Raw genomic sequence first — 26,217 nt, 5'->3', positions numbered from 1 at the left:
AGTGCTGATTCTTCTCTACGAGTGGCTCAAGGACACGGAAGTGGGGCGGCTGCTCAACTTCCTGCGCTACCCCACCTTCCGCATCGTCGCGGCGGGGGTGGCCTCGCTGCTGCTGGGCATGTTCGTGGGCCCCCGGCTCATCGCCGCGCTGCGGCTCAAGCAGCACGGGCAGAGCAACGTGCGCGAGGACACGCCGGACACGCACCAGAAGAAGAAGGGCACGCCCACCATGGGCGGCGCGCTCATCCTCTTGTGCATCGCGGTGGGCACCTTCGTCTTCGCGGACCTGCGCAGCCACGCGGTGTGGGCGGCGCTGGTGCTCACGCTCGGCTACGGCTTCATCGGCTTCCTGGACGACTGGCTCAAGCTGTCCAAGCGCAACTCCAAGGGGCTCGCGGGCCGCTACAAGATGGTGTTGCAGACGGTGTTCTACCTCATCGCCGTCTTCGGCCTCATGTGCTCGTGGACGGGGCCGGACGGCTCCTTCTCCGGGCCCACGCTGCTGCTGGACACGAAGCTCACGCTGCCCTTCGTGCCCACGCACCGCTTCAACCCGGACTTCGGCTGGTTCTACGTGGTGTTCGCCTGGGTGGTGGTGGTGGGCACCTCCAACGCCGTCAACATCACCGACGGCCTGGACGGCCTGGCCATCATGCCCACCATCATCGCGGCCAGCGCCTTCGCGGTGCTCTGCTACGTGGCGGGCTCCTCCATCCGCCTGTCCAACGTGGAGACGGTGGACGGCGTGGCGCGGCTGGTGGCCGTCCCCCTGTGGCGCTACCTCGGCGTGCCCGAGGTGCCCGGCGGCGCGGAGCTGTCCGTCTTCTGCGCCAGCATCGTGGGCGCGGGCATCTCCTTCCTCTGGTTCAACGCCTACCCGGCCTCCGTCTTCATGGGCGACATCGGCTCGCTCGCGCTGGGCGGCGCGCTCGGCGGCCTGGCGATGCTGTCGAAGAACGAGGTCGTCTCCGCCATCATCCACGGGGTCTTCTTCGCGGAGATCCTCAGCGTGATGATCCAGGTGACGTCCTTCAAGCTCACCGGCAAGCGCGTCTTCAAGATGGCGCCCGTGCACCACCACTTCGAGCTCAAGGGCATGGCCGAGCCGAAGATCATCGTGCGCTTCTGGATCGTCGCCATCCTCTGTAGTGGCGTGGCCCTGTTGTCCATCAAGTTGCGTTAGGCCGTGGAGGGAGTGGCGCGCATGACGCCCGACCTGAAGGACGCGAAGGTAGTCGTGTACGGGCTGGCCAAGAGTGGGCTGGCCGCCATCCGGTTGTTGACGCGGGCGGGCGCGCGGGTGACGGCGCTGGATGCGCGCGGCGCGCAGGCGCTGGGAGACACGGCGCGCGAGCTCGAGGCCCAGGGCGTCACGCTCGTCACGAGCCCCCCGCCGCCGGGCCTGCTCGAAGCGCAGCGGCTGGTGGTGGTGAGCCCGGGCGTGCCCCTGGCCCTGCCGGAGCTCCAGTCGGTGCGCGCCGCCGGAGTGCCCGTGTGGGGCGAGGTCGAGCTGGCCTCGCGCTTTCTCGCGCACGTGCCGCTGCTCGGCATCACCGGCACCAACGGCAAGAGCACCACCACGGCGCTCACCGGAGAGCTCTTCGCGCGCGGCGGCCGGCGTACCTTCGTGGGCGGCAACCTCGGGCGTCCGCTGAGCGAGGCCGCCCTGTCCCCCGGTGACTGGGACGCGCTGGTGGTGGAGCTGTCCAGCTTCCAGCTCGAGGGCATCGACACCCTGCGGCCCAAGGGCTCCGCCATCCTCAACCTCACGCCGGACCACCTCGACCGGTACGCGGACCACGCGGCCTACGGCGCGGCCAAGGCGCGCATCTTCAAGAACCAGGCGGCTGGCGACTTCGCCGTGGTGAACGCGGACGACGCGGACGTGATGCGGCTGGCCGAGGCCGCGCGGGTGCCCGTCTACGGCTTCAGCCTCACGGGGCGTCCCGTGGTGTCCGCGCCCGTGCTCGCGGGCCTGGCGGTGGCGCGTCCCGGGGGCTTCGGCTTCACGGGAGTGGGGGAGGCGGACGAGTCCTTCACCCTCACCAACCGCGCGCTGCGCGGGGGCCACAACGCGCAGAACGCCATGGCGGCGGCGCTGCTGGCGCGGCTGGCCGGCGTGTCCCACGAGGGTGTGCAGGCCGGGCTGGACAGCTACCCCGGGCTTCCCCACCGCCTGGAGAGCGTGCGCGTGCTCGGAGGCGTGGAGTGGGTGAACGACTCCAAGGCCACCAACGTGGACTCGGTGCTGGTGGCCCTGCGGGCCTTCAGCCGGGACGTGCTCCTCATCGCGGGCGGCAAGGGCAAGGGCGCCCCCTACGCCCCCATGGTGGAGGAGGGCCGCGGCAAGGTGAAGATGGTGCTCACCATCGGTCAGGACGCGGAGCTGCTCGCCCGGGCGTACGAGGGCGCGGCCACTGTCCATGCCTGTGGGACGCTGGCTCAAGCCGTCCGCCGGGCCAGGGAACTGGCGGTTGCGGGCGACACGGTTCTTTTGTCACCCGCATGTGCGTCGTACGATCAGTTCCAGAACTTCGAGCACCGGGGCGACACCTTCAAACGCCTGGTAGAGGAACTCTGAGCCCATGAAGGCCACCGCCGCCGTGTCGTCCACCGCCCCCGTGCGGTTCGACGCGTTGCTCTTGTGTGCCGTGCTGTCGCTCGTCTCGCTCGGCCTGGTGATGGTGTACTCGGCGAGCGCCGTCATGGCGCAGGACAAGCTGGGAGACAGCCTCTACTTCCTCCACCGCCACCTGCTGGCGGCGGGCATCGGGGTGGTGGCCATGGCGGTGGGCATGAAGGTGGGCTGGCGCCGGCTGGCGCGGCTCGCCTACCCGCTGCTGTTGGTGACGCTGGTGTTGCTGGTGCTGGTGCTCATCCCGGGCATCGGCACCACGGTGGGCGGGGCGCGGCGGTGGATCCGCCTGCCGGGCTTCAGCCTCCAGCCGGCCGAGGTGGCCAAGTTCGCCTGGGTCGTCTACCTCTCCTACTCGCTGGCGAAGAAGCGCGAGAAGGTGGCCACCTTCTCCGTGGGCTTCCTCCCCCACCTGCTGTTGTGCGGCCTGCTGGTGGGCCTTTGTATGTTGCAGCCGGACTTCGGTAGCTCCGTGTTGTTGGTGTTCCTGCTGTTCGCGCTGCTGTTCGCCGCGGGGACGAAGCTCAGCTACCTGGTGGGCTCGGTGCTCCTGGCGCTGCCCCTGGCCTACGCGGCCATCGCCACCAGCCCCTACCGCATGAAGCGCGTGCTGGCGTTCCTGGACCCCTGGGCCCACCGGCACGACATCGGCTACCAGGTGGCCGAGTCGCTCATGTCCATCGGCTCGGGGGGCCTCACGGGCCTGGGGCTGGGCGACGGGCGGCAGAAGCTCTTCTTCCTGCCCGAGGCCCACACCGACTTCATCTTCGCCATCATCGGCGAGGAGCTGGGCCTGGTGGGGGTAGGGGTGCTGGTGGCGCTGTACGCCATCATCATCTGGCGGGGCATCCGCGCGAGCCTCGCGGCCCCGGAGGCGTTCGGCACCTACCTGGGTCTGGGTCTCACCTCCATCATCGCCGTGCAGGCCGCGGTGAACATGTGCGTGGCCATGGGCTTGCTGCCGACCAAGGGTCTGACACTCCCCTTCGTCTCCTATGGAGGCTCGTCCCTGGTGGTGTTGATGGGGGGCGCCGGTGTATTGCTGTCCCTCAGCGCGAGCGCGCAGCCCGGCGGCGGCGGCCGTCCCCTGCGCTCCAGCGGTGACTTGAGGGAGGTGGCGGCGTGAAGGTGCTCATCGCGGGAGGCGGCACGGGAGGCCATCTCTACCCGGGCATCGCCCTGGCCGAGGAGGTGGTGACTCGGCACCACGCCAACCAGGTGGTGTTCGTCGGGACCACGCGCGGCCTGGAGGCCCGGGTCGTTCCCCGCGAGGGCTACCCCCTGGAGACCATCCAGGCGCGCGGCCTCAAGGGCAAGGGCCTGGTGGGACTCTTCAAGGGCCTGTTCGCCCTGCCCATGTCCTTCATCGAGTCCTTTCGCATTCTCCAGCGCCACAAGCCGGACGTGGTGGTGGGCGTGGGCGGCTACTCCAGCGGGCCGGTGGTGCTCGCGGCGGCCCTGCTCGGCATCCCCACCGCGGTGCAGGAGCAGAACGCGCTGCCGGGGCTCACCAACAAGCTGCTCGGCAAGGTCGTGCGCGTCGTCTTCACCGCCTTCGAGGGCGCGAGCGCCTTCTTCCCCGCGGGCAAGGTGCAACTCGTGGGCAACCCCATCCGCCGCAAGCTGATGGACAACTTCCTGCTCGCGCACGTGGCCCACGAGACCTTCGCGCTGCTCGTCTTCGGCGGCAGCCTCGGCGCCCGCGGCATCAATCAGCGCATGATCGACGCGCTGGATTACCTGGGCGACTTGAAGGGCCACCTGCACATCGTCCACCAGACGGGCAAGAACGACCTGGAGACGGTGCGCCAGGGCTACGCGGCCAAGGGCTTCGACGCCGAGGTGGTGGAGTTCATCGACGACATGTCGAGCGCTTATGCCCGCGCCTCGCTCGTCGTCTGCCGGGCGGGCGCCACCACGCTGGCCGAGCTCATGGTGGCCAAGAAGGCCAGCATCCTCATCCCCTTTCCCTTCGCCACCGACAACCACCAGGAAGTCAATGCCCAGGCGCTGGTGGCCTCGGGCGCCGCCCTCATGTACCGGGAGTCGGAGCTCACCGGGGAGAAGCTGGCCTCGGAGATCCGCCGCCTCAAGAACGAGCCGGAGCGGCTGCGCCAGATGGAGAAGAAGGCCGGGCTGCTGGGCCGCCCCGAGGCCGCCAAGGAGCTGGCGGACGTGCTCGTGGACCTGATGGTGAAGAAGTACGGTCCCGACGGGCGCGCCGAGGCTCGCGGAGAGGATCCCCGTGCGAAGAAGCCGGGTGGTAGTAAGAAGCCGAAGCCGGAGGGGGGGAATTCATCGTCGGGTAGCAACGAAAAACAGGTCTGAGGAGACAATCACCCCGTGACGAACCACCGCTCCGTGAGGACCACGAGCCTCTTCAAGACCCGTCATGCCGCGCACGTGCACTTCGTGGGAGTCGGTGGCATCGGCATGAGCGGCATCGCCGAGGTGCTGCTCAACCTCGGCTATCGCGTGTCGGGCTCGGATCTCAAGGCCAGCGACATCACCCGCCGGCTGGCCCAACTGGGCGCCACGTTCTTCGAGGGCCACCGGGCGGAGAACCTCGTCCACGCGGACGTGGTCGTCATCTCCTCGGCGGTGCGCAAGGACAACCCCGAGGTCGTCAGCGCGCGCCAGCGCAAGATTCCCGTCATCCCCCGCGCGGAGATGCTCGCCGAGCTGATGCGGCTCAAGTACGCCGTCGCCGTCGCGGGCAGCCACGGCAAGACGACCACCACCTCCATGGTGGCCACCGTGCTCTCCGCCGCGGGCCTGGATCCCACGGCGGTGGTGGGCGGCAAGGTGAACGTGCTCGACTCCAACGCCAAGCTGGGCAAGAGCGAGCTGATGGTGGTGGAGGCCGACGAGAGCGACGGCAGCTTCCTGCACCTGCACCCGTCCATCTCCATCGTCACCAACATCGACCCGGAGCACATGGACCACTACGGCACGCTGGACAACCTGAAGGACGCCTTCACGTCCTTCTGCAACCGCGTGCCCTTCTACGGCCTCAACGTGCTGTGCCTGGACAACCCCAACGTGCAGTCGCTCCTGCCGCGCATGGAGAAGCGCTTCGTCACCTACGGCAGCTCGCACATGGCGGACTACCGGCTGGAGGGCGTGCGGCTGGAGGGCTTCTCCACCCGCTTCGAGGCCTTCCGGCGCGATGAGCCGCTCGGGGAGTTCCGCGTGCGCATGGTGGGCGCGCACAACGCGCTCAACGCCCTGGCCGTCATCGCCGCGGCCGAGGAGATGGACGTGCCGCTGGACGTGGTGCGCGGCGCGCTGGCCGAGTTCGGCGGCGTGCAGCGGCGCTTCACCGTGCGGGCCGAGGTGGCGGGCGTCACCATCGTGGACGACTACGGGCACCATCCCACCGAGGTGCAGGCCACGCTCGCGGGGGCCCGGCGCGCCTTTGGCCGCCGGCTCGTGGTGGCCTTCCAGCCTCACCGCTACACGCGCACCCACGATCTGTTCACCGACTTCGCCACCTCCTTCAACGACTCGGACGTGCTCTTCGTCTCCAGCGTCTACGCCGCGGGCGAGGAGCCCATCCCCGGCGCCACGGCGGATGCCCTCGTGGAGGCCATCCAGGCCCACGGTCACCGCGACGTCACCTTCGTGGAGAAGCGCACGGACCTGGCGCGGGCCCTCTTGCCGCGGCTGCGCGAGGGGGACCTGGTGCTCACCCTGGGCGCGGGCGACATCACCCAGGTGGGACCGGAGCTCGCCGAACTGCTCCGCCAACACGGGCTGGGGAAGGGCGACTAGGCACATGGTGGCCGTTCTCTCCTCGTCCCTGCCCGAGCGGGTGGGGCGCCTGTCGGGCTGTGACGTGACGGCGGGAGCCCCGCTCGCGCCCCTCACCAGCGTGCGCGTGGGCGGCCCCGCCGAGGCGCTCGTCCGCCCGCGCTCGCCCGAGGCGTTGGTGGCGCTCTTGCGCCTCGTTCGCGAGGAGGGCGTACCCCTCACGGTGCTCGGCGGGGGCGCCAACACGCTCGTGGGCGATGGCGGCATTCCCGGCGTCACCGTGAAGCTGCCGGGGGACCTCTTCCCCGAGCTGGCCGACGTGGGCTCCGAGGAGGGCCGGCTCACGCTGGGCGCGGGCTCGGCCATCGTGCGGCTGTGCAACGTGATGCGCGCGCACGGCCTGGTGGGCGCGGAGTTCCTCGCGGGGATTCCCGGCACGCTTGGCGGCGCGGTGACGATGAACGCGGGCACCAAGAATGGCGAGTGCTTCCGCGTGGTGGAGGCCGTGGAGGTGGCCACCGCGGACGGGCTCGGGTGGCTGTCCAAGTCGGACATCCCCCATGGCTACCGCCACACCGAGCTGCCCCGGGGCGGGGTGGTGACGCGGGTGCGCTTCCTCCTGCGCAAGGGGGACCTCGAGGCGTCCAGGAAGGTCATGGACGAGGACCTCGCGTACCGCAAGCGCTCGCAGCCGCTCAGCCAGCCCAACTTCGGCAGCGTCTTCGCCAATCCCCCGGGCGACTTTGCCGGGCGGCTCATCGAGAGCGTGAATCTCAAGGGCCACATCATCGGCCGCGCGCAGGTGTCGCTCCTGCACGCCAACTGGATCGTCAACCTGGGTGGAGCGACCGCCCACGACGTGTCCTCCCTGCTCACGCTCATGCAAGAGCGTGTGAAGCAGGAGCGGGGCGTCGTCCTTCAACCCGAAGTCAAGCGAGTGGGAGTCTTCCTGCCATGAGCACCCTGTCCAAGGATGAGCTGAAGCGGAAGCGGGTCGGTGTGTTGCTCGGGGGCCTGTCCTCCGAGCGCGAGGTGTCGCTGCGCTCCGGGGCCGCGGTGGCCAAGGCCCTCAGGGGGCTCGGCTACGACGTGGTGGAGATCGACGTGGGTAAGGACTTGCCCGCGCGGCTGGTGGCGGAGAAGGTGGAGGTGGCCTTCATCGCCCTCCACGGCCGCTACGGCGAGGACGGCTGCGTGCAGGGCCTGCTCGAGTGCATGTTCATCCCGTACACGGGCAGCGGCGTCATGGCCTCGTCGCTGGGCATGGACAAGGTCTTCGCCAAGCAGGTCTTCGTCGCCCACGGCATCCCCACGCCCGCCTACCGCTCCTTCACCGCGAAGGACGCGGCGCTCGCCGCCGTGGACTCGCTGCCCTTCTCCCTGCCCGTCGTCGTCAAGCCGTCGCGCGAGGGCAGCAGCGTGGGCGTCCACTTGTGCAAGACGCGCGAGGCGTACCTCGCCGCCGTGGAGGACGTCTCCCAGCTCGCCGGCTCCATCCTGGTGGAGCAGTACATCAAGGGCCGCGAGGTGCAGGGCGGCGTCCTGGATGACCAGGCCCTGGGCGTCATCGAGGTGGTGGCCGCGCGGGAGTTCTACGACTACGAGGCCAAGTACAAGTCCGGTGGCACCACGCAGTACCTCTTCCCCGCGCCCCTTCCTCCAGAGCAGTATGCCCGGGTGAACGAAGTCTGCCTCGCCGCCCATCGCGCCCTCGGCTGTAGCGGAGGTTCCCGCTCGGACGTCATCCTGCTGCCCTCGGGAGACGTCTTCCTGCTGGAGACCAACACGCTGCCGGGAATGACCGAGTCCAGCCTGCTGCCGAAGATCGCCGCGGGCAATGGCATCGACTTCCCCGCGCTGTGTGAGCGGCTGTTGCAAGGGGCCTCTGTCAAGGCCTGAGTCCAGTCCTCATCGGTAGTGAACAAGACCGGCCTCCTCTCCGAGGAACGCCGGACTACAGCGACGTGTCTGTAGCCAAAAACTGGCGGGGAGATCCAACCGCGCGCAGCATGCGCCGGCGCACATCATGGCATTTGGCAAGAGCAAGAACCGGCGTCACCAGGACGTCGCCCAGAAGAAAGCGGCCATGGCGGGAGCCGTGCGTACGCATGGGCCCGGGCTGCTCAAGGCCATTGTCCTCACCGGTCTGACATGCGCCCTGGTGTGGGGCGGCATCGAGCTGCGGCGCTGGGCGCTCACCTCGCCCTTCTTCCTGCTCAAGGAGACGTCCTTCAGCGGGTTGCACCGGGCGCACCCGGGCGAGCTGCTCAAGCTGTCCGGGCTCACGGTGGGGCAGAACCTGTGGACCCTGGACGTGGACGCGCTCGAGCGCGCCATGGCCGCCCACCCCTGGGTGCGCGACGTGCAAGTGCGGCGTCACTTCCCGGCCAGTGTGTCCGTGGAGGTCTCCGAGCATGTGCCGGCGGCGCTGGTGGTGCTCAACGATCTGTATCTGCTCAACGAGGAAGGCAAGCCCTTCAAGCGGCTGCAGCCCGAGGACGGGTTGGACTTGCCGCTCGTCACCGGGGTGGACCGGGAGGCCTACCTCGCCGACGAGACGAAGGCGCACGAGAACCTGCTCGAGGCCCTGGCCATGGTGGCGGCGTATACGTCCGCGCGCCCCGGCAAGAGCGAGCGGCTGAGCGAGGTGCGCGTCACGGAGGACGGGCTGCTGTTGGTGTTGTCGGATGGGACGCAGGTGCGGATGGGGGAGGGGGCGACGGAGGAGAAGCTCCAGCGGCTCGCGCGGGTGCGCGAGGGGCTCAAGGGCAAGGGGCTGTCCGCGGAGGTCATCCACCTGGACAACCGGGCACGGCCCGGCTGGGTGGCGGTCAAGATTTCGAGTCCCGTCTCCGAGAGGAACGGGACGTCGGCGCAGTAGGGGCACGCGCCCCCCTTCACGAGAGTGGGGGGGCCTGGAGGGCAGTCATGGCGAAACAGAAGTCCGGGGAGATCATCGTCGGCCTCGATATCGGCACGACGAAGATCTGCGCGATCGTCGGGGAGCTGACGGACAGCGGGATCGACATCATCGGTATCGGCACGCACCCGTCGAAGGGTCTGCGCAAGGGCGTGGTGGTCAACATCGAGGCGACCGTGTCCTCCATCCGCCGCGCGGTGGAGGAGGCCGAGTTGATGGCCGGAGCGGAGATCTCCCATGTGTACACGGGTATCGCCGGTGGCCACATCAAGGGCTTCAACTCGCAGGGCATCGTCGCGGTGAAGGACAAGGAGGTGCGCGAGGCGGACATCGCGCGCGTCATCGACGCCGCCAAGGCCGTGGCGATTCCGCTCGACCGCGAGGTCATCCACGTGCTGCCCCAGGAGTTCATCATCGATGACCAGGGTGGCATCAAGGAGCCCCTGGGCATGGCGGGCGTGCGGCTGGAGGCCAAGGTGCACATCGTCACCGGCGCCGTGTCCAGCGCGCAGAACATCGTCAAGTGCGCCAACCGCACGGGCCTCAACGTGGCGGACATCGTCCTGCAGCCGCTCGCCTCGGCCGAGGCGGTGCTGGGCGAGGACGAGAAGGAGCTGGGCGTGTGCCTCGTCGACATCGGCGGCGGCACCACCGACATCGCCATCTTCTCCGGCGGCTCCATCGTGCACACCGCCGTCATCGCCCTGGGCGGCAACAACCTGACGAGCGACATCGCCATCGGCCTGCGCACCCCGGCCCACGAGGCCGAGCGCATCAAGCAGAAGTTCGGCTGCGCCCTGGCCTCGCTCGTGGACAAGGACGAGACCATCGAGGTGCCCAGCGTGGGCGGCCGTCAGCCGCGCGTGCTCGGCCGGCAGATCCTCTGTGAGATTCTCGAGCCGCGCGTGGAGGAGATCTTCCAGCTCGTGCACCGGGAGATCCAGAAGTGCGGCTACGAGGATCTGCTCGCCTCGGGCGTGGTGATTACCGGTGGCTCCACGCTGCTCGCGGGCATGCCGGAGCTGGCCGAGGAGGTCATCGGACTGCCGGTGCGCCGGGGCATGCCGCGCGGCATCGGCGGGCTGGTGGACGTGGTGAAGAGCCCCATGTACGCCACCGGCGTGGGCCTGGTCGTCTATGGCGCCAAGCACCTGGACCGGAAGATGTTCCGCATCCGCGACGAGAACGTCTACAAGAAGGTCAAGGGCCGCATGCGCGAGTGGCTCGAGGACATCTTCTAGGAACCCGCGTGCCTACCGTGCGCCGCGGGCCGGTTGCTGTTCGATGAACTTCTGCAGCCCGTCGATGTCCACGGGTTTGACGAAGTGCTGATCGAACCCCGCCTCCAACGCGCGGTGGCGATCGCTCGCCTGGCCATAGCCGGTGAGCGCCACGAGGGTGAGTTGCTGGCCGAGCGGTCCCGCGCGCAGCCGGCGTGCCACCTCGTAGCCGTCCATTCCCGGCAGTCCGATGTCGAGCAGGACGATGTCCGGGCGATGTTCCTCCACGGCCTGGAGCGCCGCGAGCCCATCGTGGGCCTGCCAGACGGTGTGCTCCCAGGTCTGCAGCAGCTCGGCGAGCGTGTCGGCGGCATCCAGGTTGTCGTCCACCACGAGGATGTGCCGGGCACTCGAGGGCGGGGGGTCCGCGCGCGTGTCCGGTGAGGGCCGTGGTGCGGTGGGCTCCTCGGCGAGTGGGAGCCGGACGATGAACTCGCTGCCCTGTCCGAGCCCCTCGCTTCGCGCCTCGATGGTGCCGCCGTGCATCTCCACGAGGTTCTTCACCATCGTGAGCCCGATGCCCAGGCCTCCCTGGGAGCGATCCAGGGGGCGTTCCGCCTGTTCGAAGAGGTTGAACACGCGGCCGAGCATCTCCGGGGAGATGCCGATGCCGGTGTCCTTCACGCGGACTTCCGCGTCGGTGCCCGCGCGCTCCAGGCCCACGCGCAGGGTGCCCCCGGGCTCGGTGTACTTGGCGGCGTTGGTGAGCAGGTTGACGACGATCTGCTCGAGCCGGATGGCATCCCCGAAGGTGCGCAGGGGCTTGCGGGGCAGGGTGACGCTCACCTCGTGGCGCCGCTCGTCGAGCAGGGGCTGCGCGGATTGCAGGGCGCTCTCGATGATGGCGGGCAGCTCCACGAGCGTCTTGCGCAGCTCGATGTGTCCCCGGGTGATGCGCGACACGTCGAGCAGATCGTCCACCAGCCGCGCGAGGTTCGTCGTCTGCCGCTCGATGATCTCGATGGCGTGGCGGCCCTTGTCGTCGAGGGCGGTGCGGGCCGCGAGCAGCTTGAGCGCGGCGTGGATGGGGGCCATGGGGTTGCGCAGCTCGTGGGCGAGCATCGCCAGGAATTCATCCTTGCGGCGCTGGGCCTCCTGCAGTGCCGCCTCGGCCCGCTTCTGCTCGGTCAAATCGCGCGCCTCGAGCACGGTGCCCACGCGTTGGCCCTCGCGCAGCAGGGGGCTCGCCGCCAGGGCCACGGGCAGGGCGGTTCCCGACGCGCGCACGAACAGATCCTCGTGCGCGCCGCCCCGGGTTCCCGGCCCGGTGAGCAACCGCTCGAGGGCACAGGCTCCGGCGCAGACCGCCGCCCCGGGCTGGGAGGGATGGATGAGGTCATGGAGCCGCTGGCCCTGGACGTCGGCGAAGACGTGCCCCGTCATCCGCTCGGCCGCGGGGTTCATATAGGTGCAGCGACCCTCGCCATCCGTCATGTACAGGGCCGACGTGGTGTTCTCCGCGAGGGTGCGGGTCAACTGCCGCTGGTAGTGCTGGAGGGCCTCCTCGGCGGCCTTGCGCTCGGTGATGTCGAAGATGATTCCCTCGAGGCAATACGCCTGGCCGGCCTCGTCGTAGACGGCCCGCCCGATCTCCAAGACCCAGCGCGAGGTTCCCTCCGCGTGGCGCACGCGGTACTCCAGCTCGTAGGGCTCGTGTTGCTCCACGGCCTGGGCGATGCGCGTCTCCACGGAGGGGAGATCCTCGGGGTGGATGAGGGGCGCCCAGCTCAGTCCCGCGAGGAACTCGGAGGCGGAATGGCCCGTGAGGGCGCGCACCGGCTCGCTCATGAAGCTGAAGCGCCAGGGCGACTCGGGCTCGCACTCGTACACGGCGCCGGGGACGTTGAGGATGAACGAGCGGAACTTCTCGCTCTTCAGGGTGGCCCGCAGCCGTGACAGCTCGAGTTGCGTGCGCACGCGCGTGAGCAGCTCGCGCGCGCTGAAGGGCTTCTCCAGGTAGTCGTCCGCGCCCTGGCTCAGGCCCTCCACGCGCGACTCCTCGCCCGCGCGCGCCGAGAGCAGGATGACGGGCAGCGTGCGGGTGCGCTCGCTCGCGCGCAGCTCCCGCAGCAGACCGAAGCCATCGAGTCCGGGCATCATCGCGTCCGTGAGGATCAGATCCGGCCGCCGCTCCCGCACGGCCGCGAGCGCCTGGAGCCCATCGGTGACGGTCTCCACGATGTGGCCCGCGCCGAGCAGCAGTCCGGACACGTACTCGCGCATGTCCGGTGTGTCGTCGACCAGCAGGATGTGGCCCTGGCCCGCCGTGGCCTCGGAGCGAGGTGTCTGCTGGCGGGGCAGTCCGCGCAGGGCCTCGTCCACGAAGGGCGCGGCGCTGGCGTCACTCGCGCGAGGGGCCAGGGCTTCGCCGAGGCGCTCGGCGGGCAGGTGCGCGTGGCCGATGGGGAGCATCACCGTGAAGCGCGTGCCCTGGCCCGGGGTGCTCGCCACGGAGAGGGTGCCGCCGTGCAGCTTCACCAGCTCCTGCACCAGCGCGAGCCCGATTCCGCTGCCCTCCTGGGTGCGGCTGCGTGCCCCTTCCACCCGATAGAAGCGCTCGAAGAGGTGGGGCAGGGCCTCGGCGGGGATGCCCGTGCCCGTGTCCTCCACCTCGAGCACGGCCCGGCCGTCGCCGGGCAGGAGCCTCACCGTGATGCCACCCTCGAAGGTGAACTTGAAGGCATTGGAGAGCAGGTTGAGGACGAGCTTCTCCCACGAGTCCCGGTCCACGTAGAGGGGCTCGGGCAGCGGGGGACAGTCGATCGTCAGCGTGAGGCCGGCCTGCTCGGTGGCGGAGCGGAAGGCGCTCGCGAGGCCCCGCGTGAGCTCGGAGAGGTCCGTGGGAACGAAGCGGGCCTGGACGCGCCCGGCCTCGAGGCGGGAGAAGTCCAGCAGGGAGTTGACGAGCTTGAGCAGCCGCAGGGCATTGCGGTGGAGCGTGTCGAGCCGCGCGTGCTGGGAGGGCGTCAAGGAGCCGAGGACTCCCGAGCGCAGCTCCTCCAGGGGGCCCAGCATGAGCGTGAGGGGCGTGCGGAACTCGTGGCTCACGTTGCTGAAGAAGACGGTCTTCGCGCGGTCCAGCTCGGCGAGGGCCTCGGAGCGCCGGCGCTCTTCCTCGTAGGCGTGCACCCGGGCGATGGCGTGGGAGATGTGGTCGGCCAACTGGGCGAGGAAGCCGCGGTAGGTGTCGTCCAGCGGCAGCCGGGGGCTGGTGCCGGCGACGAGGAAGCCCGAGGGGTTCTTCTCGCCGGTGAGGCGGATGGGCAGCAGCAGGGCCTGGCGCGCCGACTCGGGCCAGGGGCCTCCGGGGAGGGTACTCGCCCAGGGTCCCAGCCGCGCGAGTTCCACCTCCTCGGCGCCGTTCCAGGCGCGTGTCAGGGGCCAGGGGGCCTCGAGCGCATGCACCGCGATGTGCCTGGGCGCCGCCTCGTTGGGGACGGCGCCGCCCAGTCCCGCGAGGGTGGCCGTCGTCACCGCCGTGTCGAGCATGTACAGCAGGCAGAAGGGCACGTCGTGTGCCGCGGAGCCGAGCACGGACAGGGCCGCCGCGTAGGTGCCGGGGAGGGTGGTCTCCGCGGACGTGCGTGCCGACAGCTCGCGCAGCACGCGCAGGCGCCGCTCGCCCAGCACCTTCTGGGTCGTCTCGCTCACGGCGGTGAAGACGCCGCCCACCGCGCCGGACTCCACGCGGATGGGGCTATAGGAGAAGGTGAGGTAGGCCTCCTCGGCGAAGCCGTTGCGCTGGAAGATGATGAGCTGATCGTTGGACCAGGTGGCCTCGCCCCGGGCGAGCACGCCGCGCAACATGGGCTCGATGATGGCGCGCGTCTCCGGGTCTCCCCACAACGCCCGCGACAGCCCGGGACTGCCGAGCGCCCCGGGGTGCTTGCGCCCGAGGATGGGGATATAGGCGTCGTTGTAGAGCGCGATGAGCTCCTCGCCCCAGCGGACGATCATGGGGAAGCGCGAGTCCAGGCAGATGCTCACCGCCGTCTTCAGGCTCTGGGGCCAGAGTTCGGGAGGACCGAGCGGGGTCCGGGTCCAATCGAAGGCGCGGATGCGCGCCCGCATCTCCCCCCCGCCAGTCAGTCCCTCTTCCACTCATTCACCTCATGGAGCATCTCGCGGTGCACTGCTCCTTATGCCCTGGAGCTTGTGGTCTCGCGCTCGAAAAGCCACGGCCCTGGCGCCGCTCTGTTGGGTTTCCTGTCGCCCCGAGCGCGCGCACCTCGATTGTTCTCTTGCCGCGTGGACTCCATCTTCATGTACAAGGGCCGGAAGAACCGGCGCGCAGTGGAATCCCCCCTCACGGGGAGACGGAGGTTTCGAGCGCGCCCGCTGCGTGCCGCGAGTCCACGTTCATGGACTGTTGCGGTGCATGGTGAACAGTGCAGCGCGCTCCGAAATGCCCGTGGCGCGAGTCAAGAGGTGTGATGCTCCCACCACGTCGCACGGCTGCTCTGGTGGGGGCTTGCGCGTAAGTGCCTGTGACGACTTGGCGATGCGACGAGGCGCTACATGTTCGTAGCTCAGAACTTGCCAAAGATCGCGACTTGCTGAAGATGGTGTTTGCAGGTGCGCGCGCGGGCACGCGCGAACAGAAGGAAACACATGGACCAGTTCGAGCAGAACAAGCAGGCCGCCAAGATTCGCGTCATCGGCGTGGGGGGCGCTGGATGCAACGCGGTCAATACGATGATCATGGCGAAGCTTGAGCGTGTCGACTTCATCGCCGCCAACACCGATGTCCAGGCGCTGGCGGCGAGTAAGGCACCGACGCGGTTGCAGCTCGGACAGACGTTGACGAAGGGCCTGGGCGCGGGCGCCAACCCGGAGATGGGCCGTGAGGCCGCGCTCGAGTCGCGCGATCAGATCGCCGCGATGATCGAGGGAGCGGACATGGTGTTCGTCACCGCCGGCATGGGCGGTGGCACGGGCACGGGCGCGGCGCCCATCATCGCGGACATCGCCAAGAGCCTGGGCTGCCTCACCGTGGGCGTGGTGACCAAGCCCTTCCTCTTCGAGGGCAACAAGCGCCGCAAGCAGGCGGAGCAGGGCCTCGTGGAGCTCAAGGCCGCGGTGGACACGCTCATCACCATCCCCAACCAGCGCCTGCTCACGCTGAGCACCGCGCCCATGCCGCTCCTGGAGACCTTCAAGCGCGCCGATGAGGTGCTCCTCAACGCCGTGCAGGGCATCTCCGACCTCATCCAGTACCACGGCTACATCAACGTGGACTTCGCCGACGTGAAGACCATCATGAGCGACAAGGGTCTGGCGCTCATGGGCACCGGCCAGGCCACCGGCGACAAGCGCGCGCTCACCGCCATGCAGCAGGCCATCTCCAGCCCGCTGCTCGAGGACATCTCCATCGACGGCGCCACCGGCCTGCTCATCAACATCACCGGCGGACGCGAGATGACCCTGCAGGAGGTCAACGAGGCGCTCACGCTGGTGCACGACGCGGCCGATCCGGACGCGGAGATCATCTTCGGCTCGCTCATCGACGAGAACATCTCGGACGAGGTGAAGATCACCATCATCGCCACGGGCTTCGTCTCGCGCGACACCAAGGTGCGCCAGCCGGCGCCGGTGGTGCAGGTGCCCGTCAACACGCGCCCCGCGCCCGCCTCGCTGTCCTCGGCCCGCGAGGAAGTGGCGAGCCTGGTGCCCGCGAAGGCCGGCTCGCGCACCCTGGCCCAGGCCGAGGGCCGCTCGCTGGCCAGCCGCACCGCGGTGGTGAAGGACGCGGCCCTGCCCCTGGACGAGGATCAGTTCGACATCCCGACGTTCCTGCGCCGTCAGGGTCAGACCGAGATGCCCTGAGCGGCTAGCGGCCGGGAAGGCGGGCCACGCTCGCCGCCCGGTGGTGCCGGCCAGAGAGCGCGTCGCTGCGCGCGAGCAGGGTGTCCAGCTCGCGGTAGTGCTCGTCGATGCGCTCGGGCAGCCGCGGCGCGGGGACCACTCCGTCACCGGAGAGCTGCTCCAGCAGGCCGTGGGCGCGTTGCAGCAGCTGGTGTGCCCGGAGCAGGGCCCGGCCCGCGCGCGTACCCTGCGGCGAGAAGAGGGTTCCTCCCTCGTAGAGGGCCTCGACGGCGGCTCGGTTGGTGCGAAGGCGCTCGGTCACCCGGGCCCGGTACATCTCCAAGCGCCGCTCGAGGCGTGCTCCCTGGAGATCCACCACTCTTCCTGTCGTGGATGGCGTCACGGTTGAGAAACCTACGCCATTTACCTACATGCCCGCAACTTCCCGACAGCGGGTGCGTTGTCTCCTTGTCAGCCCGGAATGCGGGGTCTACCTTGCCCGACCTCACGCAGGGGGACGTCCGCCATGTTCAAGAAGCTGCTCATCGCCAACCGGGGTGAGATCGCCCGACGCATCAACGCGGTGGCCAAGGGGATGGGGATTCGCACCGTGGCCGTCTATTCGGACGCGGACGCGGAGCTGCCCTTCGTGCGCGAGGCGGACGAGGCGGTGCGCCTGGGACCGGCGCCCGCCCGGGACAGCTATCTGAACATCCCGGCGCTGCTCGAGGCGGCGAAGAGCACGGGCGCGGACGCGGTGCATCCCGGCTACGGCTTCGTGTCGGAGAGCGCCGAGTTCGCCAGCGCGTGCCAGGCCGCCGGCATCACCTTCGTGGGTCCTCCGCCCGAGGCCATGCTGCGCATGAAGGACAAGAGCCAGGCGCGCAAGCTCGTGGCCGCCGCGGGCGTGCCCGTGGTGCCCGGGACCGAGGACGTGCTGCCGGACGTGGAGGCCGCGCAGCGAGCCGCCGAGCGCATCGGCTACCCGGTGCTGTGCAAGGCCGCGGGCGGTGGTGGTGGCATCGGCATGGCCGCGGCGAACTCTCCCGCCGAGCTGGAGAAGGTCTTCCGTCAGTGCACGGACCGGGCGAAGGCCGCCTTCGGCCGCGAGGGCGTCTACATCGAGCGCTACTTCCCGGCGCCGCGCCACATCGAGGTGCAGATCCTCGGGGACCATCACGGCCACCTCATCCATGGGCTGGAGCGCGAGTGCTCCATCCAGCGCCGGCACCAGAAGGTGGTGGAGGAGGCGCCCTCGCCGCTGTTCGCGGAGGGGCGCAACGCGGCGCTGGCCGACAAGCTGTTCACGGCGGCGCTCACCGCGGCGCGGGCCTTCGGCTACGCCAATGCCGGCACGGTGGAGTTCCTCTACTCGGACGGGGACATCTACTTCATCGAGATGAACGCGCGGCTCCAGGTGGAGCACCCGGTGACGGAGCTGACCACGGGGTTGGATCTCATCGGCTGGCAGTTGCGCATCGCGGCCGGCGAGCGGCTCACGGTGAAGCAGGAGGACGTGAAGCGGCGCGGGGCGGCGCTCGAGTTCCGCATCTACGCGGAGGATCCAGTGAAGTTCCTGCCCTCGCCGGGGCCGCTCAAGGTGTACCAGCCGCCCACGGGCGAGGGCGTGCGCCTGGACTCGGGCTACGTCGAGGGCAACACCGTCACGCCGAACTACGATCCGATGATCGCCAAGCTCATCGTCTCCGGGGCCACGCGCGCCGAGGCCATCGAGCGCTCCATCCAGGCGCTGGAGGGCTACCGCATCGAGGGCATCAAGACGAACATCCCCCTGCACCTGCGCATCCTGCGCGACCCGGTCTTCCGCGCGGGAGACCTGAACACGCGCTTCCTGGAGCAGCACGCGAAGCCGTAGCCCGCGGCGGGGCGGATCCTTTCAGCACGAAAAAGACACGCAGCATCCGAGAAGGAGCACAGCGATGGCGGACGTGGCGGCGCACATCACCGGGACGGTGTGGAAGATCGAGATCAAGGTCGGGCAGCAGGTCTCCGCGGGAGACACGCTCGTCATCCTCGAGTCCATGAAGATGGAGATGCCGGTGGAGGCGGAGGAGGCCGGCCTGGTGGTGGAGATTCGGTGCAGGGAGTCCCAGTCCGTCAACGAGGGCGACGTCCTCGTGGTGCTCGGGTAGGCGGGGCGCAGCGGGTGGGGCCGTCCGCCTTGCACGTGGAGGAGCGGGACGAGGTGCTCGTGCTCACCTTGTCCAACCCGGCTCGGCGCAACGCGCTCGATGACGAGCAGGTGGCCCGGTTGGACGAGGCGTTGGCCTCGGCTCCGGGCCGGGCGCGCGCCGTGCTCCTCCAGGGCGAGGCGGGCGCCTTCTGCTCGGGCTATGACCTGAACCTGCTGTCGGCGCCGACGGCGGATCGCCTGCCGGATGACGCGCTGATGGTGTGCCTGGAGCGGCTGGAGGCCCTGCCGCTGCCGAGCGTCGCCCTCGTGCGCGGGGCGGCCTTTGGCGCGGGCTTCGACCTGGCGGCCGCGTGTGACTTCCGCGTGGGGGGTGAGGATGCGCTCTTCAGCATGCCGCCGGCGCGGCTGGGCATCGTCTACTCCCCGGCGGGGCTGACGCGCGCGGTCCGACTGGTGGGGGTGGCGCGTGCCAAGCACTTGTTCCTCACCGGACGCCGGCTGGATGCCCGGGAGGCGCTGGCCTGGGGCCTGTTGGATGAGTGCCTTCCCGGGGACGAGGCCGACGCGCGGGCCCTGGAGCTGTGCCGGACGCTCGCCGCCCAGGCGCCGTTGGCGGTGGCGGGGATGAAGGAGGCCTTCCGGTTGCTCACGCGGCCCGCGCTGTCCGAGGAGGAGACGTCCCGGTTGCGCGAGGTGCGGGCGCGGGCCTTCGCCAGCGAGGATGCTCGCGAGGGCAGGGCGGCGTTCCTGGAGAAACGTCCGCCCCGCTTCCGCGGCCAGTGAGGCGGGGGAGCCCCGCCTCGTGGGCTCAGGTGTCGCCGAACAGCTCGCCCATGCGCAGTTGCAGGGCGGAGGCGATCTTGTAGAGCGACGAGATGGAGGCGGAGGACTCGGCGCGCTCTATCTGCGACAGCAGCGACACGGACAGCCCGGTGCGGCGCGCGAGCTGCTTGAGCGTGAGATCCTGCGTCTTGCGCGCATCGCGGATGGTGCGGCCGATGGCGCGGTGGAGGTCCGCCTCGGGATCCTGCGACAGGCCCTTCTTGGCGAGCGCGTTGCGCACGGCGCCGAGGAACTGGTCCGGCTCCATGGGCTTCTTCACGTAGTCGCTCGCCTGGTTCTTCAGCGAGGCCACCGCCGTGTCCACCGTGGGGTAGGCGGTGGCGACGATGACGGCGACGTCCGTGTCGTACTTGCGGATGTGCTCGAGCACCTCGGTGCCCGACATCACCGGCATCATCATGTCCAGGATGACGAGGTGGAAGTCGGCACTGCGCAGGATCTCCACCGTCTTCGTGGGGTCCGTCGTGGTGACGACTTCGTAGCCCTCCCGCATCAGGACGAGCTTGAGGTAGTCGCAGTTGTCCTGCTCATCATCGACCACCAGGATACGGATCTGCACGAACCTGCTCCTTCGGGTATGGGGGACGGCGCGTGGCCCTGGGGGGAGGGACGCGCCATTCGGACGGCGCGCGCGGCACGCGTCCCGTGGGCTACTTGCCGCCCCCTGTTTTCAAACTCTTCTCGTAATCGTCGATCAGCTTCTTGACCTTGGCCGCGTTGGGATCGTTCGGCGCCAGCCGCAGGAACTCCCGGTAGAACTGAGCGCCTTTCTCGAAGTTACCCAGCCGGGCCACCGTGGTGCCCATCCACATGTGGCACGACGCGTTGCTGGGATCGACCGCGATGCACTTGCGGAAGTAGGACTCCGCATCCTGGTACTTCTGTTGACGCAGCAGGGTCTTGCCCTCTTCGAGCAAGGCCTTGGAGTCGGTCGCCGCGCTCGCCTGCTGCGCCGTACCCGCCGCGGGCCGGGTGGTGTTGGTGGGCTTGTCGGCCGCCTTGAGCGCCGTGTCGACCTTCGCCTTGAGCTCGGTGCGCTCGCTGGCGAAGGCGACCGTGGTCTCTGCGGCCGCGAGGCCCTTCTGGGCGTCCTGCAGCTTGCCCGCCTCGAAGTCCCTGCGGGCCTGGTCCAGGTTCTTCCGCGCCTCCTGCTCGGTCCGGGCCTGCTTGAGCAGATCCTCGGCCCGGGGGGAGCGCTTCCCGGTGGTACCAATCGCCTCGAGCAGGGCCACGGCCGTGTTGAAGTCGCGCTTCGTGATGGCGTCCTGGACGGGCTGGAGCTTCTCCTCGGCCGCGGTGGGCGGCGGGGCCGTGTTGACCACGGGCTCGGTGGGCGGCGGGGCCGTGTCGGGCGGTGGGGCCGGAGTCTCCTCCGGGGGTGGCTGCGCCACCGCGACGGGAGCTTCCGGGCTGGAGGGCGTCTGACCGAAGACGAACCAGGCGGCGCCTCCGGCCGCGCCCAGCAGGACGAGACCGGCCAGCGTCAGCACGAGCCCCTTCTTCGAGCCCTTCGCCGCATCGTTCGCCAGGCCCGAGGCGTTCTCCCCGGGGCCGACGAAGCGCATCTTCACATGGCCGAGCTCGACGATGTCTCCGTGCGACAGGGAGGCCTGCGCGTAGATCTCCCCGTTGACGCTCATGCCGTTGGCCGACTGCATGTCGATGATGCGCCACTCGCCGGTGTCCTCGCGGACGATCTTGGCGTGCAGCCGCGACAGCGACCGGTGGTCGATCGCGATGTCGTTGTCCTCGGTGCGGCCGACCCGCATCTCGGTGCGGATGCAGACGAACTCCTGGCCCTTGAACTCGGGGCCCACCACGATCAGGCGCGGCGCGTCCTCGGGCTCCACGTTCTCGAGCCGACGCGGCCGGTTCATCTCCACCTGATCCAGGCGGATGACCGCGGTGGACTGGCGGCGCTGCTGCCTGCCGGGCAGCACCGTGGTGGTCTCGCCAATGGCGTCGGAGGGCGTGTCCTCGCGGGTGTCGTCCGAGTCCTCCTCGCTCTCCTTGTTGCCGGCCGCCTTCTCGGCGGCTTCCGCGGCGGCGGCGGCGCTTTCGGCCTGGGCGATCGCCGCCTGCAGGGCCGAGGCGGGGACTCGGATGGTGGGCGCGATGGGCTGCGGCACCTCGCGCTGGACGGCCAGATCATAGTCGCCGATCTGGATCAGATCTCCGTCCCCGACCTGGGCGGGCCCCTGGATGCGCTCTCCATTGATGCGCACACCATTGTAGCTGCCCAGGTCTTCCACCACCACGTGCCCGTTCTGGCGCAACAGGCGGGCGTGTCGGCGAGACACGTTGCGTTCGGTCAGGCGGATGGTGTTCCCCTCCTGACGACCGATCGTGATCTCGTCGCGCATGAAGGGAACTACGGTCTTTCGCCCTTCGTCGTCTTCGATGATGAGCTTCAGCACGGGTTGGGTCCCCTTACAGCTATAGCAGAACGCCCCCGGGCACCTCAAGAAGGGTATCCGTCCTAAAAGACAGGGCTTTTCCGACAAGAAGGGATCTTGACAGCTCGGTTGTCCATCGGACATCTGGCCGCGAGCCGGGGCGCGGAGGGGAGCGGGCGCGGCGGCGAGCGGAGGGGCGCCGCGGGTGAAGGTGCACACCCCGGGGCGGGGCGGGGATATAAGGCCGCGACCCGGGTGCGGTGTCCGGGGCAATGCGGATGGAGGCAGCTTCCCCGTGGCGAGCAACGGAGCGCAGCAGGAGCCCCACTCCCTCACCGAGGCCGTCCTCGGCAAGGGCATTCACCAGGAGCCGTGGGCGCGCCGATGGATGGCGCTGGAGCCCTCGTGGCGCGTGGCCCTGGCGACGGCCGCCTTCGCGGCCCTGCTCTTCGTGCCCTACCTGGGCGCGGTGGGCCTGTGGGATCCCTGGGAGACGCACTACGGCGAGGTGGGCCGCGAGATGGTGCAGCGGCGCGACTACGTGTTCCCCTTCTGGGAGAACGCGTGGTTCTTCTCCAAGCCGCCGATGACCATGTGGATGCAGGCGCTGGGCATGCAGGTGGTGGGGTCGCTGCGCTCCGAGGGCGCGCTGGGGCTCTACACGGAGTGGGGCATGCGACTGCCCTTCGCGCTGCTGAGCATCACCGCGGTGGCGCTGCTGTCGCTGGCGGTGGCGCGGGTGGTGAGCGTGCGCGCGGGGCTGGCCACCGGGTTCATCGTGGCGACCATGCCGCTCTACTTCCTGCTCACGCGGCAGACGGTGACGGATACGCCCTTCGTCACCACGCTCGTGTGCGCGATGGCGTGCGCGCTCATCGGCCAGCTCGATGACAAGACTCAGCACCGCGCCGCGTGGTGGTACGCCTTCTACGTGTTCGCGGGCCTGTCCACCCTGGCCAAGGGGCTGTTGGGCGTGGGCCTGCCGGCCGTCATCCTCGTCCTCTACGCGCTCTTCGCCGTCATCCCCTACGACAGCGCGAGCCTCAACGCGCACCTGCGCTGGCTGCTGGAGCGGGGCTTCCGCGCCGAGGTGCGCGCCGGACAGCGCCCCATGCCGGTGTTGTGGGCGCAGATGTACACGATGAAGCTGGGCACGGGCATCCTCGTGTTCTGCGCGGTGGCCGTGCCCTGGTACCTCGTGCTGTGCCTCTTCGATGGCGTGGACGACGAGAGCAAGCTCTTCTGGTACCGCTTCTTCATCCACGACCACCTCAACCGCCTGAGCGCGGGCGTGCACACCACCACGCCGGGCGGCTCCTTCGTCTACTTCATCGAGCAGGGCGGCTTCGCCATCTTCCCCTGGGTGGCGCTGGTGCCGGGGGCGTTCGCGCTGGTGTCGCGGCTGCGCCCACGCTCGCGGGACAGGGCGGACCACCTGGCGCTCATCGCCACGCTGTGGGTGGCCTTCTCCTTCACCCTGCTGGCCTCCTCCGCCACCAAGTTCCACCACTACGTCTTCCCGGTGCTGCCGGGCCTCGCCATCCTCCTCGGCCTCTTCGTGGACCGGCTGTGGGAGGAGGGCATCTCCGCGCACTCCATGAGCCTCGTCTTCGGGTTCATCCTCTTCCTGCTCGTGGGCCATGACCTGGCCAACCACCCGAAGGACTTCACCGATCTCTTCGTCTACAACTACGACCGGCCCTACCCGATGGAGCTCGTCACCAAGCCCATCGCCATGTTCGCCTCGCGCCCGCTCTGGGTGGGGGATCTGCTCACGCTGGTGCTGCTGGCCGTGGGCGCCTACCTCGCGCTGGGCGTGCTTCCCCCGAAGTCGGGCGCCTCGCCGACCGCGCGCGCGACGGCGTGGCTGTGCCTCGCGTTGGGCGTGGCCTTCTTCGTACCCATGGCCACGCGCGGCTCGGTGCCCGCCACTCCCCTGGTGGGCGGGGCCCTGATCCTCGTGGGCGCCTGGGTGGCCTGGCAGGCGTCGCGGGCCGGGGCGGAGTCGCGCACGGGGCTGTGGTGCTTCAGCGTCCTCCTGTTGATGGTGGGCGGCGGCGCGCTCGCTCGAGGCGTGACGGCCCCGGCGTCCGCGGACGCACTGCTCAAGTCCCTGTCCGAGCCCGTCAACGTGAAGATGGCCCTGGGCTTCACCTTCACGGTGGCCGGCGGCCTGGCGGTGGTGGCCTGCCTGCTGCGCGCGCGGGTGATGCTGTACGGCACCTTCTGGGCGCTCGCGGCCGGCTTCGCCCTCTGGTTCAACTGGGGGCACTGGGTGGACCTGTCCCACCACTGGACCCAGCGCGATCTGTTCTGGCGCTACTACGCCCAGCGCAAGCCGGACGAGCCCATCGCCGCCTACCTGATGAACTGGCGCGGGGAGACGTTCTACTCGCGCAACACGGTGAAGCAGATCCGCGAGACGCCCAAGCTCCGCCCCTTCGTGGAGCAGCCCGGCCGCGAGTGGGCACTCGTGGAGCACAACCGGCTGGGCATCCTTCGTCAGAACGCGGGCACCGACAAGGTGGTGACGGTCGTGGACCGCGACATCAACAACAAGTTCGTCCTGGTGACCATCGATTGAGTGGAATCTCCGTTCAGGGTCTCGCCAAGCGCTTTGGCTCCCGCACCGCGGTGGAGGGGCTGTCCTTCGACGTCCGCCCGGGCGAGGTGTTCGGCCTGCTCGGGCCCAACGGCGCGGGGAAGACGACCACGGTGCGCATGCTCACGGGGCTGCTCCAGCCCTCGGAAGGCGAGGCGCATGTCTGGGGCCACTCGGTGCGCACCCAGGGCGAGGCCCTGCGCCGCACGGTGGGCCTGCTCACCGAACAGCCCGGGCTCTACGAGCGGCTCAGCGCGCGCGACAACCTGCGCTTCTTCATGAAGCTGCACGAACTGGACGAGCGCCAGGCGTGGCCCCGGGCCCAGGCGTGGCTCGAGCGCTTCGGTCTCGGGGGCCGTGAGAACGAGCCCTGTGGGAGCTTCTCCAAGGGCATGCGGCAGAAGCTCGCCATCGTGCGCACGCTGGTGCACGAGCCCCAGGTCATCTTCCTCGACGAGCCCACGAGCGGTCTGGATCCCGAGTCCGCGCGCACCGTGCGCGACGCCGTGGCGGAGCTGGCGGCGGAGGGGCGCACGCTCGTGCTGTGCTCGCACAACCTGGCCGAGGTGGAGCGCCTGTGCACGCGCGTGGCGGTGGTGAAGGGGCGGCTGCTGGCGCTCGCTCCGCTCCAGGAACTGCGGCGCGCGGGTAGCTCGCTGGAGGTGTCCGTGGAGGGCGAGGCCTCGCGGTTCGTCCCGGCGCTGGCCACGCTGCCCTTCGCCCCGTCCTCGCTCGCCGAGGGCGGCCGGCTGCGGGTGATGCTCGCGGACGAGTCCCAGGCGCCGGATGTGGTGGCGTGCCTGGTGGGGGCGGGTGCCCGGGTGCGCGGCGCGGTTCCCGCCCAGCGCCCGCTCGAGGAGGTCTACCTGGAACTCATCCGTGAAGGACGCGCAGAAGGACGAGGCGCCCCATGAGCTTCCATCCCCGGCGCGCGCTGGCCGTCTTCTGGAAGGACTTCCTGGACCTGCGCAAGAACCCGTCGCTGCTGCTCGCCATGGCGGCGCTGCCGCTGGTGCTCGTGGTGGTGCCCGTGGTGGTCGTCTGGACGTACACGCGCAACCCCGACGACAGCAACCTGCGCGTCGTCGCGCTCTTCTACGATCCCACCCTGCCGCTCAACGCCAACGCGGGACGCTTCCTGGTGGAGCGCACCCTGCTCGACTGGTTCGGCATGTTCCTGGTGATGCCCGTCTTCGTCCCCATCCTCGTCTCCTCGCAGAGCGTGGCGGGTGAGCGCGAGCGGCGCACGCTGGAGCCGCTGCTCGCCTCGCCCGTGACGGCGATGGAGCTGGTGGCGGGCAAGAGCCTCGCGTCGCTGGTGCCGGCGGTGCTCATCTCCTGGGTGGCCTTCCTCCTGCTGTGCATCGGCGTGGACGTGGTGGGCTGGCCCCTGGGCCAGGGGCTGCTGATGCCCAACACCCTGTGGACCTTCGGAGTGCTCGTGCTGGCGCCGCTGTTCGCCTTCTTCGGCAATGGCGTGGCGGTGCTCATCTCCGCGCGCGTGGCCGAGGCGCGCACCGCCCAGCAGCTCTCCGCGCTCGTGGTGCTGCCCCTGGTGGGGCTCGTGGCGGGGCAGGTGGCCGGGGTCCTCAACGCCGGCCCCGTCTATTACGCGGTGCAGGGCGCCGTCGTGCTCCTGCTGGACGTGGCTCTCCTGTGGGCCAGTGTCCGCCTGCTCGACCGCGAGCGGCTCCTCAGCCGCTGGGGCTGACCGTCGGATGACGCCCGCTCAACCGGTTGACTGGCAAACGACCGGGCCCTTTGGCATGTTTCCAGGGACCGGATGGGGATGTACGGGCATCGCCCACATGCAATAGGTTCGCGCGTC

Annotated in this window: 20 protein-coding genes; 16 read left to right on the top strand and 4 right to left on the bottom strand. The window is 69.6% G+C overall.

Going from position 1 to position 26,217, the window contains the following annotated elements; translation table 11 throughout:
• Nucleotide 1 precedes the first annotated feature (1 nt).
• The 9 genes from mraY to ftsA all read left to right on the top strand — a co-directional run bounded on the left by mraY (nucleotide 2) and on the right by ftsA (nucleotide 10,549).
• Nucleotides 2–1,183: a phospho-N-acetylmuramoyl-pentapeptide-transferase gene (mraY, locus tag D187_RS11240; protein ID WP_002626925.1), complete on the top strand. Its 1,182-nt coding sequence runs from the start codon at nucleotides 2–4 to the stop codon at nucleotides 1,181–1,183.
• A gap of 21 nt (nucleotides 1,184–1,204) precedes the next feature.
• Entirely contained in the window at nucleotides 1,205–2,581 is a 1,377-nt protein-coding gene (gene murD, locus D187_RS11235; RefSeq protein WP_002626926.1) for a UDP-N-acetylmuramoyl-L-alanine--D-glutamate ligase, read from the top strand.
• A gap of 4 nt (nucleotides 2,582–2,585) precedes the next feature.
• Entirely contained in the window at nucleotides 2,586–3,761 is a 1,176-nt protein-coding gene (gene ftsW / locus D187_RS11230; protein WP_002626927.1) for a putative lipid II flippase FtsW, read from the top strand.
• On the top strand, nucleotides 3,758–4,963 hold the full coding sequence (murG, locus tag D187_RS11225; RefSeq protein WP_002626928.1) for an undecaprenyldiphospho-muramoylpentapeptide beta-N-acetylglucosaminyltransferase: 1,206 nt from the start codon (nucleotides 3,758–3,760) through the stop codon (nucleotides 4,961–4,963). Before ftsW ends, murG begins: the two co-directional genes overlap by 4 nt.
• Before the next feature lie 15 nt (nucleotides 4,964–4,978).
• Entirely contained in the window at nucleotides 4,979–6,409 is a 1,431-nt protein-coding gene (murC, locus tag D187_RS11220) for a UDP-N-acetylmuramate--L-alanine ligase (RefSeq protein ID WP_002626929.1), read from the top strand.
• A gap of 4 nt (nucleotides 6,410–6,413) precedes the next feature.
• Nucleotides 6,414–7,346, top strand: a complete 933-nt coding sequence (gene murB / locus D187_RS11215) for a UDP-N-acetylmuramate dehydrogenase (protein WP_002626930.1) — start codon at nucleotides 6,414–6,416, stop codon at nucleotides 7,344–7,346.
• Nucleotides 7,343–8,287, top strand: coding sequence for a D-alanine--D-alanine ligase (locus tag D187_RS11210; RefSeq protein ID WP_002626931.1), 945 nt, complete (start codon nucleotides 7,343–7,345; stop codon nucleotides 8,285–8,287). The genes murB and D187_RS11210 overlap by 4 nt, the downstream gene beginning before the upstream one ends.
• A 127-nt stretch (nucleotides 8,288–8,414) precedes the next feature.
• Entirely contained in the window at nucleotides 8,415–9,269 is an 855-nt protein-coding gene (locus D187_RS11205; RefSeq protein WP_002626932.1) for a cell division protein FtsQ/DivIB, read from the top strand.
• A 47-nt stretch (nucleotides 9,270–9,316) separates the two neighbouring features.
• Nucleotides 9,317–10,549 (top strand): cell division protein FtsA, encoded by a 1,233-nt coding sequence (ftsA, locus tag D187_RS11200; RefSeq protein ID WP_002626933.1) that lies wholly within the window; start codon nucleotides 9,317–9,319, stop codon nucleotides 10,547–10,549.
• 12 nt (nucleotides 10,550–10,561) lie between these two features.
• Here ftsA and D187_RS11195 read toward each other — a convergent pair whose 3' ends face one another.
• Entirely contained in the window at nucleotides 10,562–14,689 is a 4,128-nt protein-coding gene (locus D187_RS11195; protein WP_002626934.1) for an ATP-binding protein, read from the bottom strand.
• 510 nt (nucleotides 14,690–15,199) lie between these two features.
• On the opposite strand from D187_RS11195, the gene ftsZ reads away from it, so the two are divergent.
• On the top strand, nucleotides 15,200–16,414 hold the full coding sequence (gene ftsZ, locus D187_RS11190) for a cell division protein FtsZ (RefSeq protein ID WP_002626936.1): 1,215 nt from the start codon (nucleotides 15,200–15,202) through the stop codon (nucleotides 16,412–16,414).
• Between the two features lie 4 nt (nucleotides 16,415–16,418).
• Here ftsZ and D187_RS11185 read toward each other — a convergent pair whose 3' ends face one another.
• The gene (locus D187_RS11185; RefSeq protein WP_002626937.1) at nucleotides 16,419–16,769 is read right to left on the bottom strand and encodes a hypothetical protein; all 351 of its coding nucleotides are present in this window, start codon (nucleotides 16,767–16,769) and stop codon (nucleotides 16,419–16,421) included.
• 150 nt (nucleotides 16,770–16,919) lie between these two features.
• Between D187_RS11185 and D187_RS11180 the strand changes: the two genes are divergently transcribed.
• The 3 genes from D187_RS11180 to D187_RS11170 all read left to right on the top strand — a co-directional run bounded on the left by D187_RS11180 (nucleotide 16,920) and on the right by D187_RS11170 (nucleotide 19,331).
• On the top strand, nucleotides 16,920–18,269 hold the full coding sequence (locus D187_RS11180; protein ID WP_002626938.1) for an acetyl-CoA carboxylase biotin carboxylase subunit: 1,350 nt from the start codon (nucleotides 16,920–16,922) through the stop codon (nucleotides 18,267–18,269).
• A gap of 64 nt (nucleotides 18,270–18,333) precedes the next feature.
• Complete coding sequence (locus D187_RS11175; protein WP_002626939.1) at nucleotides 18,334–18,546, top strand: biotin/lipoyl-binding carrier protein; 213 nt, start codon at nucleotides 18,334–18,336, stop codon at nucleotides 18,544–18,546.
• 14 nt (nucleotides 18,547–18,560) lie between these two features.
• Entirely contained in the window at nucleotides 18,561–19,331 is a 771-nt protein-coding gene (locus tag D187_RS11170) for an enoyl-CoA hydratase/isomerase family protein (RefSeq protein WP_043429307.1), read from the top strand.
• Between the two features lie 25 nt (nucleotides 19,332–19,356).
• Here D187_RS11170 and D187_RS11165 read toward each other — a convergent pair whose 3' ends face one another.
• Nucleotides 19,357–19,950 (bottom strand): response regulator, encoded by a 594-nt coding sequence (locus D187_RS11165; protein WP_002626941.1) that lies wholly within the window; start codon nucleotides 19,948–19,950, stop codon nucleotides 19,357–19,359.
• 91 nt (nucleotides 19,951–20,041) lie between these two features.
• Nucleotides 20,042–21,754: an FHA domain-containing protein gene (locus tag D187_RS11160; RefSeq protein ID WP_245591679.1), complete on the bottom strand. Its 1,713-nt coding sequence runs from the start codon at nucleotides 21,752–21,754 to the stop codon at nucleotides 20,042–20,044.
• A 328-nt stretch (nucleotides 21,755–22,082) separates the two neighbouring features.
• On the opposite strand from D187_RS11160, the gene D187_RS11155 reads away from it, so the two are divergent.
• From D187_RS11155 to D187_RS11145, 3 genes are read left to right on the top strand one after another with little or no spacing between them, the layout of a single operon-like run.
• A complete protein-coding gene (locus tag D187_RS11155; protein ID WP_002626944.1) occupies nucleotides 22,083–24,371 on the top strand; it encodes an ArnT family glycosyltransferase in 2,289 nt (762 codons plus the stop codon).
• Nucleotides 24,368–25,303, top strand: a complete 936-nt coding sequence (locus tag D187_RS11150) for an ABC transporter ATP-binding protein (protein ID WP_002626945.1) — start codon at nucleotides 24,368–24,370, stop codon at nucleotides 25,301–25,303. Before D187_RS11155 ends, D187_RS11150 begins: the two co-directional genes overlap by 4 nt.
• A complete protein-coding gene (locus tag D187_RS11145) occupies nucleotides 25,300–26,100 on the top strand; it encodes an ABC transporter permease subunit (protein WP_002626946.1) in 801 nt (266 codons plus the stop codon). Before D187_RS11150 ends, D187_RS11145 begins: the two co-directional genes overlap by 4 nt.
• Nucleotides 26,101–26,217 lie beyond the last annotated feature (117 nt).

Origin of the sequence: Cystobacter fuscus DSM 2262, assembly GCF_000335475.2 — a bacterium.
Taxonomy (GTDB): domain Bacteria; phylum Myxococcota; class Myxococcia; order Myxococcales; family Myxococcaceae; genus Cystobacter; species Cystobacter fuscus.
The sequence above is the reverse complement of the archived record's forward strand: the minus strand, read 5'-3'. Positions and strand labels throughout refer to the sequence as shown.